The organism is Thermotalea metallivorans, assembly GCF_001562415.1.
GTDB classification, from domain to species: Bacteria; Bacillota; Clostridia; order Peptostreptococcales; family Thermotaleaceae; genus Thermotalea; species Thermotalea metallivorans.
On record NZ_LOEE01000030.1, the window covers coordinates 1 to 15122 of the forward strand.

Below are 15122 nucleotides of genomic sequence, written 5' to 3' on the forward strand. Positions count from 1 at the left end.
GGTTGAAAACCGCAATAACACTGATTTACGCACCATTGGTGCTTTATTCTACTACTGCTTTGATGAGCTCGAAGATATTAAATTCCTTGAAGCTCTGCAGCTTATAATAGAGGCTTTAAAAACTGCTTTACAGGAAAAACTGTTCCTGACAAAAGAGACGATTAATGAATTTTTGGACTACTTTGTCTCGACTTTGCCTGATTATATCAAGCTAAAGCTATCAGTTGCTTCCTGCGAAAGTTGATTTCGTTACTTTAACAAATTTATTATTATAAAGGGTATACCAATTATCGGATGAAGTTATAGCAGCGGTCAAATCCTGAGGATGGAATACCTCACCTGATAATGTAGTAGTGTTTAGAATATTTTGGGCACGATAACCAAGCTCAGGGCAAGCGGACGTAGTACCAGGCTCAGTACCCTGACATGGAACTCCATAGACATCACACCTTGCACTATTTGAAATTACACTAACTACGGTTCCTTTCGTATTACTTGGTACCTTTAATTGTCTACAAGTTATATTTCCTCCTGCATCATTAAAATTAAGGGTTATGGCTGAACGAATTAAATTAGCTGTATATAATGCATTATACCAAGGTGCTGTGGTTGAATTACTGATGGTTAATATAGCAGTTTGACCAGATGCTGATGTAGAATCTGCCCAATGGGTAGGTTCATATAATTTTTCTTTATAATGTCTCCAACCGTTAGACCCATCGCTAGTATCATAAAGATATGTTATTTCGTTTACGTTACTCCTGACTTTAGGACAGCAAACGACATAGCTGCCATTAGCATAAGAGGGGGTAATAAAGTCTAAATCTCTGTTTGAATCGGTAAAAATACGGTTTAGACGATCTTTAATTGTATTGGCTTGTGTTGAATTTTCAGTTCCGTATACTACCTTTCCATTTACTTTGACTTCATAAATTCCATAGTTAGAATTATATGCTACAGTTGCTGAGTTTGGCATATGTACACTTCTCCTTTCTTTAGTTCACGTTTTTAAAATTGTATACAAGTACCATGACTGTGGGAGCATGATTCATTTTGAAACAGATCTTTACCGCTAAATTTGTTTCTATAACTTTTAGTTTGTATATGCTTTGTTTTTATTTTGAAAGCTTTCGCCGGCTAATTGCTTTCCACTATATAAAGACGAATTTTGTATCAAACATGTAAACCTTCTATTTTAAAATTTTGAAAGAAAATTTTTTATAATTGCAATAACATAGCCAATTACTTGTTTTAAGCATCCTTTTTAATATACGCAGTTTGTTTCTTTCCTCAACGTCTGTATTAGTAACGGATAAACCAATCATACTTTATCTAAGAAACCTACAACTTTGCTTAAGCCTTGGGTAAAGATTAGGAATGGACGGAAAGGTGATCTAAATAGAGATCAAGGGAGCGAGTCCAATCTCCAAATATAAGAGTCGCTACACTCTGATTTAAGATATCCTGAACCAACTGGGAAGCATTGGGATTGTCAAGTTTTTAATGATAGGATAATACCTAAATAATCACATATATTTTTGGAAGGAAGTAACGATGGGAAAATTCAAAATTATTTTATCTTCGATTAATGAAATTCAAGAATTTATCCATAAAAATGTCTTGGTGAGTCAGATTACTGCATAGTACCAATGAGACAGGGTAATTCCTGCAGGGGGAAGGCGGTAACAGAACATCGACCTTAAAAGAAAAATATAGATTACACCTTAAGGTAGGAGAACCATGGAAATGAAACTAACCAAGGGTAAAACAAGTAGAGAAAATATGGCTGTGAGAAAAATTTTCACTACTTGTCTATTTTATCAATGAGGAGACAATCAAACAGTACAACAGTACCACCGAAAAATAAAAATTCTCTACCAATAATTTGGCAATATATAAAAAAGCCGTGTTCCTGAATAAAAAAAATACCGAAGGTCCACACTAATAATGGTGATGCACATGAGCAGGGTGGAAAGAAAAAAACAGGAAAGGCTTCAGGAGAAATTGAATGAAAGAAAAGCACGAAAAAAACTTTTATGGGTCATTGCCCTTGTCTTTTTTCTGGTTGGCGGTATTGTCATTGTGGATGAGTCTACAAGGACCATGATGATGTTTGAAGAACCTAGGGCCTTTGGACATAAGAAAATCGATGAAAGCATCCATGAGTTTTATATATGCGGAGAAAAAGTATTGATAGACGAAAAGGAAATCAGAAGCGGCTATGAACAAGTAAAGAGCGAGGTAGAGGTTTTTTTGAAAGTATTAAAGGATAAAAAGGATCAATTTGTAAAAACTGACGAGTAGGAGCCGAGCATATCGCTCGGCTTATGTATTGCAACAAAATCACCTTTGGGAGGATTTTCAAAAGATTTTGTTTTATGCTGTGGTTATTGGGCAGGATATATACGAGAAAATCGAATTATGTTATAATAGTAAAGATTATCGGAACGTGTAAAGAGGAGGAGTAGTGTATGAGCAGTAATCGACAGAAAAAGATACGGAATTTTTGTATCATTGCCCATATTGACCACGGCAAATCTACCCTTGCTGATAGATTGATAGAAAAAACAGGATTACTGACCCAAAGAGAGATGAAGGATCAAATATTAGACAGCATGGAGTTGGAGAGGGAACGGGGAATTACGATTAAGCTCCAAACTACCAGATTGATCTATAAGGGGAAGGATGGCGAGGAATATATTTTAAATTTAATTGATACACCGGGTCATGTAGATTTTACTTATGAAGTTTCCAGAAGCTTGGCGGCCTGTGAAGGGGCCATACTGGTAGTAGATGCTGCTCAGGGTGTAGAAGCACAAACCTTGGCCAATGTATATCTAGCCATTGAACAAAACCTAGAGATTGTACCTGTCATCAATAAGATCGATTTGCCTAGTGCTAGACCTGAGGAAGTAAAGGCAGAAATCGAAGACATCATCGGCATTGATGCCAGTGATGCGCCACTGATTTCTGCCAAGGAAGGAAAAAATATCGAAGATGTATTGGAGGCTATTGTAAAACAGGTGCCGCCTCCTGGGGGAGATGAAGAAAGTCCCTTAAGGGCCCTCATTTTTGACTCCTATTATGATAGTTATCGCGGCGTTGTTGCCTATATCCGGGTCAAGGAGGGAACTGTGAAAGCAGGGGATAAAATTCTGATGATGGCTACGGGGAAGAAGTTTGAAGTCAATGAGGTGGGCATATTTATTCCGGGGCCATTTCCAGTAGATGAACTGCGGGCAGGCGATGTGGGCTATATTACGGCCAGCATAAAAAATGTACAGGATACTAGAGTGGGTGATACCATCACTAGTGCTGTAAATCCTGCAAAGGAGCCCCTGCCTGGTTATAAAAAGGTGGTTCCTATGGTGTACTGCGGTATATATCCGGCAGAGGGAGAAAAGTATGAAAATGTAAGGGATGCTTTGGAAAAGCTCCAGGTAAATGATGCGGCGCTGGAGTTTGAGCCGGAAACTTCTGCTGCTTTGGGATTTGGTTTCCGATGCGGATTTTTAGGGCTTCTTCATATGGAAATTATTCAACAAAGGCTGGAGAGGGAATTCGACTTAGATCTGATTACCACGTCGCCAAGCGTTATTTATCGGGTTACAAAAACCAATGGAGAAGTATTGATGATTCAAAATCCAACAAATCTGCCTCCTGTGCAGGAAATTGCCTATATGGAAGAACCTATCGTAGAGGCAAAAATTATGCTGCCCAATGAGTATGTGGGCAGTGTCATGGAGCTGTGCCAAGACCGCAGGGGAACGATGAAGAATATGGAGTATCTGGATGAAAAAAGAGTGATTCTTCATTATGAACTTCCTTTAAATGAAGTAATCTATGATTTCTTTGATGCTTTGAAATCTAGAACCAGGGGCTATGGTTCTTTAGACTATGAATTTAAGGATTATCAGCGTTCCAAACTTGTAAAGCTGGATATCTTGCTGAATAAAGAAGTGGTGGACGCCTTCTCCATGATTGTCCATGAAAGTAAAGCGGAATCAAGGGGCAGGGCAATTTGCGAAAAACTAAAGGAAGTAATTCCCAGACATATGTTTGCCATCCCTATTCAGGCGGCCATTGGCTCTAAGGTAATTGCCAGAGAAACCATCAGTGCCTTGAGGAAAGATGTATTGGCCAAATGTTATGGCGGCGATATCACCCGAAAGAAGAAGCTGCTGGAAAAACAAAAAGAAGGAAAGAAGCGGATGCGGCAGCTAGGAACTGTGGAAGTACCACAAGAGGCTTTCATGGCTGTATTGAAATATGATGATAAATAGTCACCTCTAGGTGGCTATTTTTGCAGGAGTGGATCCAAATGAAAGAGTTAGGAATATACATTCATATCCCGTTTTGTGCAAAAAAATGCTCCTATTGCGATTTTACTTCTTTTGGGGATGCTGAGGAGAAAATCCCAGTGTATGCGGATGCATTGGTGAAAGAAATAACAAGTTGGAAAGACCAGCTTGCAGATTATAAGGTCCGGTCAATTTTTATTGGCGGCGGTACTCCGACCATTGTACCGGTCAAGGAAATGGATCGGGTGATGGAAAGTCTGTATCAATGCTTTTCTATAGAGGAAGGAATTGAGTTTTCTATCGAGAGTAATCCAGGAACTATAGACAAAGAAAAACTTCAATATTATCTGGCAAGCCATATCAATCGTATCAGCATGGGCCTCCAAGCCTGGCAAGATACCCTGCTGAAGTCCTTGGGAAGAATCCATGACCGTGCACAGTTTGTACAGAATTATGGTTTGGCCAGGGAAATGGGATTTCAAAATATCAATGTAGATCTGATGTTTGGCCTTCCTGGACAAAATATAAGTCAGTGGAAAGAAACCTTGGGTGCCGTTGCAGCGCTGAAACCGGATCATATTTCCGCCTACAGCCTAAAAATTGAAGAAGGGACTTTATTTGATGTGCTTTATGAAAAGGGAAAATTGTACTTACCTTCTGAGGAAGAAGATAGAAAAATGTATGAAGATGCCATTGAATTTCTTCAAGGGTATGGTTACCGGCATTATGAAATATCAAACTTTGCTCGGGCTGGGAAAGAATGTGTGCATAATAAAATTTACTGGAACAACGGGGAATATATCGGCATAGGACTAGGCGCCCATTCCTATTGGAATCGGCGGCGCTTTGCCAATACCACAGAATTTGAGGAATATATTGAAAAAGTAAAATCGAATCAAAATCCCACGGCGCACGTGGGATATATTACCATAGAGGAAGAAATAGCGGAAACTATGTTTTTGGGCTTGAGGATGATGGAGGGAATCAGCATCCCAGCTTTTATCAGAAGGTTTGGTGTAAGTCCCACGGATATATATCAAAAAACCATAGAAAAATTTGTAGAACAAGGCTTATTAGAAGTAGATCAAAATCATATTCGATTGACTCGAAGGGGAATTGATGTATCCAATCAAGTTTTTACGGAATTTTTGCCCAACTGAAACCAATGGATTGCCCTAAGAAAAAGTAAGAAAATTGGTATTGACAAAATATTTCATTAGTGATAAGTTAAAATCAGAATAGATTAGCACTCAACGCATGAGAGTGCTAACAAGCGGGAGTGATATCATGGAGCTGGGAGATAGAAAGTTAAAAGTGCTGCAGGCCATTATCAGAGACTTTATATCTACAGCTGAACCTGTAGGCTCAAGGACCATTGCAAAAAAGTATGATTTGGGAATCAGTTCCGCCACCATAAGAAACGAGATGGCTGACCTAGAAGAGATGGGATATTTGGAACAGCCCCATACATCGGCGGGAAGAATTCCATCGGATAAAGGATATCGCTTATATGTGGATCATTTGATGATTATCAGTAAATTGGCCCAGATGCAAAAGGATGCTATTCGGAGGGCATTTTTGCAAAAAATCGGTGAAATTGAACAGCTCATTTCTCAAACTTCAAAGATTTTATCCCAGATGACAAAGCTAACCTCCGTTGTGCTATCACCTCAGCTGAAAAACAGCAAGCTGAAGCATGTGCAGTTAGTACCCATAGATTTGAACAGTATACTCCTTGTACTGGTAACGGAATCGGGAACAGCGAAAAATGCCGTTCTTAGGGTAAATGAAAGTTTTACAAGTGATGAACTGATGCAAATATCCAAATTATTAAACCATAGGCTGCGAGGACTTGCCATAGGTGAGATTGACGGAACCGTGATCGGCGACATCAAGAATGAGATGCATATGTTTCACTCTATGATTGATTGTGTGATGCCTGTACTCATTTCAACCCTAGAGAATATGGAAGATGTCAAGATTTATCTGGACGGCTTGACCAATATTCTGCAGCTTCCTGAATATCATAATATCGATAAAGCACGGGAGTTCATGGCTATGTTGGAACATAAGGAAGTTTTGACGGATATGCTGCTGAATACCAAAGACGATGTGAGTATCGTAATAGGCCGGGAAAATAAATACCAGGAAATGAAGGAATGCAGCTTGATTACGGCTACTTATCAATTAAATGGCAGAGTTGTAGGGAAGATCGGCGTCATCGGGCCAACCAGAATAGATTACGAAAACATCATCTCTATTGTGGATTTTGTGACCCAAAATTTGACGAAGATATTAAAGGACAATATGGCAGAATAATGTGCATGCCCATAGTGCAAAATACATCATCGTGTATTTTGCACTATTATGTGTTCCTGATGATTTGTGTTCTCTGTGCCAAAAATGATGAAGGTTTATTGTCCAACTATGGATGAAGTGAAAGGGGTAAGCGGTTTGCATATGGAAAAGCCTGATCAAGAAAACAGGAGAGAAATAAATACTGCGTTAGAAAATAATGTTCAGGCCGTGAAAGCGGTTGTTTCAGCGGTGGAAGGAACCATCGGACCTAAGGGAATGGATTGTATGATCGTGGATGAAGAGGGGCAATTTATTATCACCAATGATGGCGTAACCATATTGATGGAAATGGATGTTACCCATCCCGCTGCAGTGATGATGGTCAATGCAGCCTATGCCCAGCAATGCCAAGTGGGAGATGGAACCACTACCATGTCAGTGATTGCGGGAGCTATGCTGCAATCCGCATTGTTTCAGAGTCAGCGAGGGGTTTCCGTGCATAAAATTATAGAGGGTCTTCGACTGGGTACGGAAGAGGCGATAAAGTTTATTAAAGAAAAACGCATATGCATAGGCAAGGAAGATCAGGAATTAGCCAGGGCTGTTGCCCGCGTAGCAGGCAGGGCTCAGATGGATTTGGTAGATTTAATCTGTCAAGCTTCATCCCATGTAGGGGAAGAGAAAATGAAAGAAAAAGGATTTCGCTTTTCCGACAGCATTACGGCTATTGAGGGTACAGAGAATGAGGTTCTCAAAGGCATCATTATTGACAGAAAGCCTTTGAATATGAAGCCTGTTGATCTTCTCCAGGATGTTAAAATTTTGATTGTGGATGATGCATTGCAGCCCGAAGCTTTAAGAGATGAATTGTTGAATACGGAAAATGGTTTTAGCCAATACATAGAAAATCGTAGAGTCTTCGAAAACTGGATTAAAAAAATGATTCATATGAAAATTGGCGCTGTTTTTACAGATCGAAGCATTGATGAGGATGGGGAGCAGGCTTTAACGGATGCAGGCATCTTGGTTGTGGGCAGTGTACTCAAGGAGCAGTTGATCCGGCTGGCAGCTTATACGGGGGCTAGGCCCGTCAAAAGAGGTGTTTTAAATAAGCCTCCCGAAGAATTGGAAGGTTATTGCGGATATGCCGGCAAGATTTGTTACGATTCGGAGTTGGAGCATATAAGAATTATGGAAGGGATGGGGGAACCCATGACGACCGTAATCGTCAGTGCTTCCACGGGAGCCGTGGCAAAGGAGAAAGAGAGAGTTGCAAAGGATGCGGCTTCCGCATTGCAGGCTGCCATAAAATCAGGAATTGTGGCGGGGGGCGGAGCCATAGAGTTGGCCTGCGCCATTCACTTGGAAAAAATAAGAAATGCCATGGATGGTTTGGCCAAATATGGTGTAGATTGTGTTATCGATGGGCTAAAGAAACCCATATACCATATTGTGCAAAATGCAGGCTATAATCCCTTAGAAAAGCTGGAGAGGGTAATTGAGGCAGGCAAAAGCAGTGGAAACATCCATCTGGGGGTTGATTGCGAGGATGGAGAGGTGAAGGATTTGTTTGCTTTAGGTATTGTAGATCCTGCGCTGGTAAAGATTGCAGCCCTAAAAACAGCTTGTGAAATTTCAGAAGCCATTCTGAAGATTCATCTTATTATCAAAGGCAAAAATATGTAAATGAAAAATAGAGATTAGGGTAGGTGATTATTTTGGAAGAAAAGAATACAAAAGGTGAAGAAATGGAAGCGGTTGCAATGGATGGGACTACAGAAAGCAATTTAGAGGCCACGAAGGAAGAAATGGAAGGGCAGGCCCACGAGGTAAAGGTAGAGGAATTGATGGAAAAACTGTCCCAAAAGGAAGAAGAACTGCATGAGCTGAATAACAGGCTGATGCGGCTAAGTGCTGATTTTCAAAACCATAGGAAAAGGGTAGAAAAAGAAAAGGCCGATCTTTATCAGTTTGCCAATGAAAAGATGATTATAGATTTATTGCCTATCCTCGATAATTTGGAGAGGGCCCTTCATTCGTCAAAAGAAGAAGGAAACAAAGAAGACGGAATCGTGGAAGGAATTGCAATGGTGCTGCAACAATTCAAAGATATATTAAAGAAACATGGTGTGGAAGAAATCCAAGCGCAAGATGCAACGTTTGATCCTAATATGCACCATGCTGTTATGCAAGAAGATCATGATGGTTATGAGTCCAATAGGATTATTGATGTATTCCAAAAAGGATATACACTCCATGGCAAGGTCATCAGGCCAAGCATGGTAAAAGTGGCCAATTAAATGATTCAGATAAATTAATTTGAGGAAATAAAGGAGGAAAATTGTAATATGGGTAAGGTAATAGGTATTGACTTAGGTACAACCAACTCATGTGTTGCAGTTTTAGAAGGCGGTGAGCCTGTTGTTATTCCAAATGCAGAGGGGAATAGAACCACACCTTCCATTGTTGCTTTTACGAAAAACGGAGAGAGACTTGTGGGAGAAACTGCAAAAAGACAGGCCGTTACAAATCCTGACAGAACCATTATCTCTATCAAGAGATATATGGGTTCAGACCATAAAATTGAAATTGACGGCAAAACCTATACACCCCAAGATATATCTGCCATGATTCTCATGAAGCTGAAAGCTGATGCGGAGGCGTATTTAGGGGAAAAAGTTACAGAAGCTGTTATTACAGTTCCTGCCTATTTCACAGACAGCCAAAGGCAAGCTACAAAGGATGCCGGTAAGATTGCCGGTTTAGAAGTAAAAAGAATTATCAATGAGCCTACGGCAGCCTCTTTGGCTTACGGTTTGGATAAAGAAACAGAACACCATAAGATTATGGTCTTTGATTTAGGGGGCGGTACTTTTGACGTATCCATCCTAGAATTAGGGGATGGCGTGTTTGAAGTATTGGCAACCAATGGAAACAATCATTTGGGTGGCGATGATTTTGATCAAGTGATTATCGACTACTTGGCTGAATCCTTTAAAAAGGAACATGGTGTTGATTTAAGGCAAGATAAGATGTCCTTACAGAGATTGAAGGAAGCGGCTGAAAAAGCCAAGAAAGAGTTATCCAGTACCCAGACGACAAACATTAACTTACCTTTTATTACGGCTACGGCTGCCGGTCCCTTGCATTTAAACATGGATTTGACAAGGGCAAAATTTGAGCAATTGACAGCCCACTTGGTGGAGGCCACCATGGGACCGACCAGAAAAGCTTTAGAAGATGCAAAATTAACCCCTGCAGATATTGATAAAGTGATCCTCGTAGGTGGATCCACAAGAATTCCTGCCGTGCAAGAGGCAGTAAGAAAACTTATTGGCAAAGAGCCTCATAAGGGGATTAATCCCGACGAGTGTGTTGCAATCGGTGCAGCCATTCAGGCTGGTGTATTAACGGGTGAAGTCAAAGATGTACTGTTATTAGATGTAACACCACTTTCTTTAGGTATTGAGACCCTGGGGGGCGTGTTTACGAAGTTGATAGAAAGAAATACGACAATCCCGACGAGAAAGAGTCAAATTTTCTCTACAGCAGCCGATAACCAAACAGCTGTGGATATCCATGTGCTGCAGGGAGAAAGACAAATGGCTGCCGATAATATCACCCTGGGTAGATTCCAGCTGACAGGAATTCCACCGGCCCCGAGGGGCATTCCACAAATTGAGGTAACCTTCGATATCGATGCCAATGGTATTGTACACGTCAGTGCGAAGGACTTGGGAACAGGTAAGGAACAGAAGATTACCATAACGGCTTCTACAAACTTATCGGAAGAGGAAATCCAAAGGAAGATTAAAGAAGCAGAGCAGTATGCGGAACAGGATAGGAAGAAGAAAGAAGCCATTGAAATCAGAAATAAGGCGGATAATATGGTATATGAAACAGAGAAGGCTTTAAAAGAAGTGGGAGATAAGATCAGCCCACAAGACAAGAAGAAGGTAGAAGAGGAGTTGGAGAAACTTAAGAAGGCCCTTGAAGGGGATAATGTTGAAGAAATCAAGAAAGCAAATGAAGCCCTTACAAGTGCTTTCCATGTACTGGCGCAAAAGATGTATGAGCAGGCTGCAGCACAGCAAAGCGGGACTCAGGGAACCGAACAGCCGGGAGCCGGCGGACCGAAGGATGAAAACGTGGTAGATGCAGATTATGAAGTAATGGATGATGATAAATAGGATAGGTGAGGCACCCAAGTGGGTGCCTTGCAATTGTAAAGGAAAGGCGGTGAGAAAATGGCGAAAAGGGACTATTATGAGGTCCTCGGATTAGACAAAGGTGCCGATGAAGCAGCTATAAAGAAAGCCTACAGAAAGTTGGCCATGAAATATCATCCCGATAGAAACCCCGGAGATAAGGAAGCAGAGGAAAAATTTAAGGAAATCAACGAAGCTTATGAAGTATTAAGCGATGCCAATAAAAGGGCCAGATACGACCAGTTTGGTCATGCCGGTGTTGGCGGTAACGGTCAAGGGGGATTTGAAGGTTTTTCAGGCTTTGGAGGTTTTGATGATATATTTGGAGATATTTTTGATATGTTTGGTGGGGGATTCGGCAGCAGCAGAAGGAGGAGCGGTCCTCAGAAGGGGGCCGATTTAAAGTATGAATTTACCATTACCTTTGAAGAAGCTGCCTTTGGTGCTGACAAGGAGATTAATATTACTCGCCATGAAAACTGTGATAAATGTCATGGAACGGGAGCAAAGGCGGGAACGGCCAAAAAGACTTGCCCACAGTGCAATGGTACGGGAGAAATACGGTATGCACAAAGAACACCGTTAGGACAATTTGTGAATGTAAAGACATGTGATGTTTGTCATGGAGAAGGTACAATTATTGAACAATCTTGTGAAAAATGCAAGGGATCTGGAAAAATCAAAAGGGATCGAAAGATTCATATAAAAATTCCGGCTGGTGTAGATAACGGGTCTGTTATTCCTTTGAGAGGAGAAGGGGAACCGGGTATCAAAGGAGGGCCGGCGGGGGATCTTTATATCGTTATTCGGGTACGTCCCCATGAAATTTTCCAAAGAGATGGGAATGATGTACTGTGTGAAATTCCCATCACCTTTGTGCAGGCAGCTTTGGGAGATGAGTTGATTGTGCCGACATTAGATGGAAAAGTAAAATATAAAATTCCTGAGGGGACACAAAGCGGAACGATTTTCAGACTCAAAGGCAAAGGAATTCCAAATATTCGAGGATATGGCAGGGGCGATCACTATGTGAAGGTAGTGGTAGAAGTTCCGAAAAAGTTAAACGAAAAGCAAAAAGAGCTGTTAAGAAAATTTGCCGATGAGATGGGCGAAGATGTCCATGAACAGAGAAAGACTTTTTTTGATAAGGTGAAGGATGTTTTTGGCATTTAACCATAGCACCCAGTGCAACTGGGTGTTATTATTTCATCCCAGAAAATATTGCTAAATCATAAATGAATAGGGTATAATAAGATGCATGAAAAAAGGTCGAAGCTATGGAGGTTTGTGCGATGAAGTGGATTGAAGTAAAAATTAAAACGACTACGGAGGCTGTGGAAGCAGTGGCCAACATTTTATATGAAGTTGGCGTTGGCGGGGTCGTCATTGAAGATCCAAATGATCCTATTTTTAAAGAAAAGGACGCAGGGGATTGGGACTATCTGGATGAATCTCTTTTGGACAACAGTTACGAAGGAGCCATTGTCAAAGGCTATCTTCCGGAAAGTGAGGACTTAATCGACATTATCGAATTAATTAAACAAAATGTGGAAAAAATTCCTCAATATAACCTGGACAAGGGACTGGGAGAAGTGACCACAACAGAGGTGTATGAAGAAGATTGGGCCAATGCATGGAAAAAATACTATAAACCGAAAAAGATAGGAGAAAAAATTGTGGTGAAGCCTTCTTGGGAGTCCTATGAGGCAGCGGAGGGGGAAATTGTATTGGAATTGGACCCAGGAATGGCCTTTGGAACGGGTACCCATGAGACTACCATGATGTGTGTACAAAATCTAGAAAAATATGTTCGCCCGGAAAGTACCGTATTTGATATCGGATGCGGCAGTGGCATCTTATCCATTGCAGCAGCCAAATTGGGTGCCAAAAAGGTGATTGGCGTAGATTTGGATGAGGTGGCTGTTCAGGTTTCACGAAAAAACGTTTTGGACAATGGTGTGGAACATATTGTAGATATTAGAAAAGGCAATTTAATGGAAGTGATTGAAGGAAAAGCCGATGTAGTCGTGGCCAATATTATCGCAGATGTAATCATAGCTTTGGCATTGGAGATCAATCAATTTATAAAGTACGATGGAATTTTTATTGCTTCAGGAATTATTTTAGATAAAGTGGATGAAGTATCGACAGCCCTAAAAGAAAATGGACTAGATATTGTAGAGATTGCAAAGATGGGTGAATGGGCAGCCGTTGTTTCCAGTCTAAAGGGTGACATAAAGAATGAATAGATTTTTTGTAGATAAGCAGAATATTGTTGAAGACAGACATCAGATTTTTATCGACGATCAGGATGACATAAAGCATATTGAAAAAGTTCTCAGGCTGAAAAAGGGGGACTGCATTGAAATCTGCGACGGGCAGAATATGGAATATATTGCCCAGATTATAGTTTTAACCAAGAAGCGTATTGAATTGAAAATATTGGAGAAAGGAACAGCAAAAACGGAACCGCCGATCCAAGTGACACTTTTTCAGGGCATTCCCAAGGCCGGAAAGATGGATGTGATTATCCAAAAATGTACAGAATTAGGCATCAGGAATATTGTACCCATGATGACGGAACGTACCGTTGTGCAATTAAAGGATCAAAAAGCTGAAGAAAAGAAAGTTGAGCGGTGGCAAAAGATTGCTGACGAGGCGGCCAAACAGTGCAAAAGAGGAGTTATCCCACAAATAGGCCTGCCAAAAGCCTTTGAAGAGGCGGTGGGGGATGCACGGGAATTTGATTTATCGGTGATTCCCTATGAAAAAGAAGGGGCCTTTGGACTAAAACATGTGACAGAAACAAAACAAAGCCTCAAAAAAATCGCAATCTTTATTGGACCGGAAGGGGGATTTGAAGAGCAGGAGATTGTCCGAGCCAGTAAGGCAGGGATCATACCTGTTACTTTAGGGCCCAGGATTTTGAGAACGGAAACGGCAGGTTTTGTGGCACTGAGCATATTGATGTATGCGCTAGGCGATTTAGGAGGTATATAGGTGAAAACGGTGGCGTTTTATACCCTTGGATGCAAGGTGAACCAATACGAAACAGAGGCAATGGGCCAGTTGTTTCAGCGGGCAGGATATGAAATTGTGGATAGTGAACAAAAGGCAGATGTATATGTCATCAATACCTGCACGGTTACAAATTTAGGTGATAGGAAATCCAGGCAATTCATCCGAAGGGCAAAAAAAATAAATCCCGAGGCCATTGTGGCCGTGGTCGGGTGTTATGCCCAAACTTCACCTGATGAAGTGCTTTCTATTGAGGGCGTCAATATTATTTTAGGGACCAAGGATCGAAATAAAATTGTAGCCTATGTGGAAAAAATTCAAAAAGAAAACGAAAAGATCAATGCTGTGGAAGATATTATGCAGATTAAAGAATTTGAAGAAATGACCATTGGGGAAATCAAAGGAAAAACAAGGGCATTTCTCAAAATTCAAGAAGGCTGCAATCAATATTGCACTTATTGCATTATTCCTTATGCCAGAGGGCCTGTTCGAAGCAGAAAATTAGAAGATATTATCAAAGAAGTAAAAAGGCTGGCGGAGCATGGATTTAAAGAAGTGGTGCTGACCGGCATCCATGTGGCGTCTTACGGCAAGGATTTGGAAGGTACATCTTTGTTGGACGTAATTCGAGCAGTCCATGAAGTAGATGGAATTGAGAGGATCAGGCTAAGCTCCATAGAGCCTACCATTGCTACAGAAGAATTTGTTCGAGAAATATCAAAAATGGAAAAAGTGTGCCCCCATTTTCATCTTTCGCTCCAAAGCGGCTGTGATGCAACCTTGAAGAGAATGAACAGAAAGTATACTACTGGGGAATACAGGACAATTGTAGAACGTTTAAGGGAATATATGCCGGATCTGTCCATCACCACAGATATTATGGTTGGTTTTCCGGGGGAGACGGAGGAAGAATTCGAAGCAACGCTGAATTTTGTAAAGGAGATTCAATTCAGCCAAATCCACGTATTTAAATATTCTCCAAGGAAGGGTACACCGGCCGCAAAATATAAAAATCAAGTTCCTGCTGAAATAAAAAATATAAGAAGTGAAAAATTAATAGAACTTGCACGGGAAAGTGCAATAAAATATAATGAAAGGTTTATTGGAATAATCAAGAAGGTGCTTTTTGAAACAGCCAGCACGGAGATGGAAGGGTACTATGAGGGCTTGACGGATAATTATATTCGTGTATTCAGCAAGGCAAATCCAGAAGCAGAGGGGAAACTGATTCCTGTAAGGCTTGAAAAAATCTATGGAGAAGGAATTTTGGGAACTATCGTAGAGAAAATATAGGAAG

12 protein-coding genes and 1 pseudogene are annotated in these 15122 nt (G+C 40.8%); 12 read left to right on the plus strand and 1 reads right to left on the minus strand.

What is annotated here, in order from left to right; all coding sequences use genetic code 11:
• Positions 1–244, plus strand: a pseudogene (locus AN619_RS16125) (hypothetical protein); the annotation flags it as partial.
• Here AN619_RS16125 and AN619_RS06540 read toward each other — a convergent pair.
• A complete protein-coding gene (locus tag AN619_RS06540; RefSeq protein ID WP_068555924.1) occupies positions 221–976 on the minus strand; it encodes a hypothetical protein in 756 nt (251 codons plus the stop codon). The pseudogene AN619_RS16125 and the gene AN619_RS06540 overlap by 24 nt on opposite strands.
• Positions 977–1959: 983 nt before the next feature.
• On the opposite strand from AN619_RS06540, the gene AN619_RS06545 reads away from it, so the two are divergent.
• The 11 genes from AN619_RS06545 (at position 1960) to mtaB (ending at position 15118) form a co-directional block, all read left to right on the plus strand.
• Positions 1960–2304 carry a hypothetical protein gene (locus AN619_RS06545; RefSeq protein WP_068555925.1) on the plus strand — a complete coding sequence of 115 codons (345 nt, stop codon included), beginning with the start codon at positions 1960–1962 and terminating at the stop codon, positions 2302–2304.
• A 167-nt stretch (positions 2305–2471) separates the two neighbouring features.
• Positions 2472–4283: a translation elongation factor 4 gene (gene lepA, locus AN619_RS06550; RefSeq protein ID WP_068555926.1), complete on the plus strand. Its 1812-nt coding sequence runs from the start codon at positions 2472–2474 to the stop codon at positions 4281–4283.
• Positions 4284–4321: 38 nt separating this feature from the next.
• Positions 4322–5461 (plus strand): radical SAM family heme chaperone HemW, encoded by a 1140-nt coding sequence (gene hemW, locus AN619_RS06555; protein WP_157064935.1) that lies wholly within the window; start codon positions 4322–4324, stop codon positions 5459–5461.
• A gap of 127 nt (positions 5462–5588) precedes the next feature.
• On the plus strand, positions 5589–6620 hold the full coding sequence (hrcA, locus tag AN619_RS06560; RefSeq protein WP_068555928.1) for a heat-inducible transcriptional repressor HrcA: 1032 nt from the start codon (positions 5589–5591) through the stop codon (positions 6618–6620).
• Positions 6621–6728: 108 nt separating this feature from the next.
• Positions 6729–8285: a TCP-1/cpn60 chaperonin family protein gene (locus AN619_RS06565; protein WP_198153252.1), complete on the plus strand. Its 1557-nt coding sequence runs from the start codon at positions 6729–6731 to the stop codon at positions 8283–8285.
• A gap of 32 nt (positions 8286–8317) precedes the next feature.
• Positions 8318–8899 (plus strand): nucleotide exchange factor GrpE, encoded by a 582-nt coding sequence (grpE, locus tag AN619_RS06570; protein ID WP_068555929.1) that lies wholly within the window; start codon positions 8318–8320, stop codon positions 8897–8899.
• Between the two features lie 48 nt (positions 8900–8947).
• On the plus strand, positions 8948–10789 hold the full coding sequence (dnaK, locus tag AN619_RS06575) for a molecular chaperone DnaK (protein WP_068555930.1): 1842 nt from the start codon (positions 8948–8950) through the stop codon (positions 10787–10789).
• A gap of 57 nt (positions 10790–10846) precedes the next feature.
• Positions 10847–11980, plus strand: a complete 1134-nt coding sequence (gene dnaJ / locus AN619_RS06580; protein ID WP_068555931.1) for a molecular chaperone DnaJ — start codon at positions 10847–10849, stop codon at positions 11978–11980.
• Between the two features lie 119 nt (positions 11981–12099).
• Complete coding sequence (prmA, locus tag AN619_RS06585; RefSeq protein WP_068555932.1) at positions 12100–13056, plus strand: 50S ribosomal protein L11 methyltransferase; 957 nt, start codon at positions 12100–12102, stop codon at positions 13054–13056.
• Entirely contained in the window at positions 13049–13807 is a 759-nt protein-coding gene (locus AN619_RS06590) for a 16S rRNA (uracil(1498)-N(3))-methyltransferase (protein ID WP_068555933.1), read from the plus strand. Before prmA ends, AN619_RS06590 begins: the two co-directional genes overlap by 8 nt.
• Positions 13808–15118, plus strand: a complete 1311-nt coding sequence (gene mtaB / locus AN619_RS06595) for a tRNA (N(6)-L-threonylcarbamoyladenosine(37)-C(2))-methylthiotransferase MtaB (RefSeq protein WP_068555934.1) — start codon at positions 13808–13810, stop codon at positions 15116–15118.
• Positions 15119–15122 lie beyond the last annotated feature (4 nt).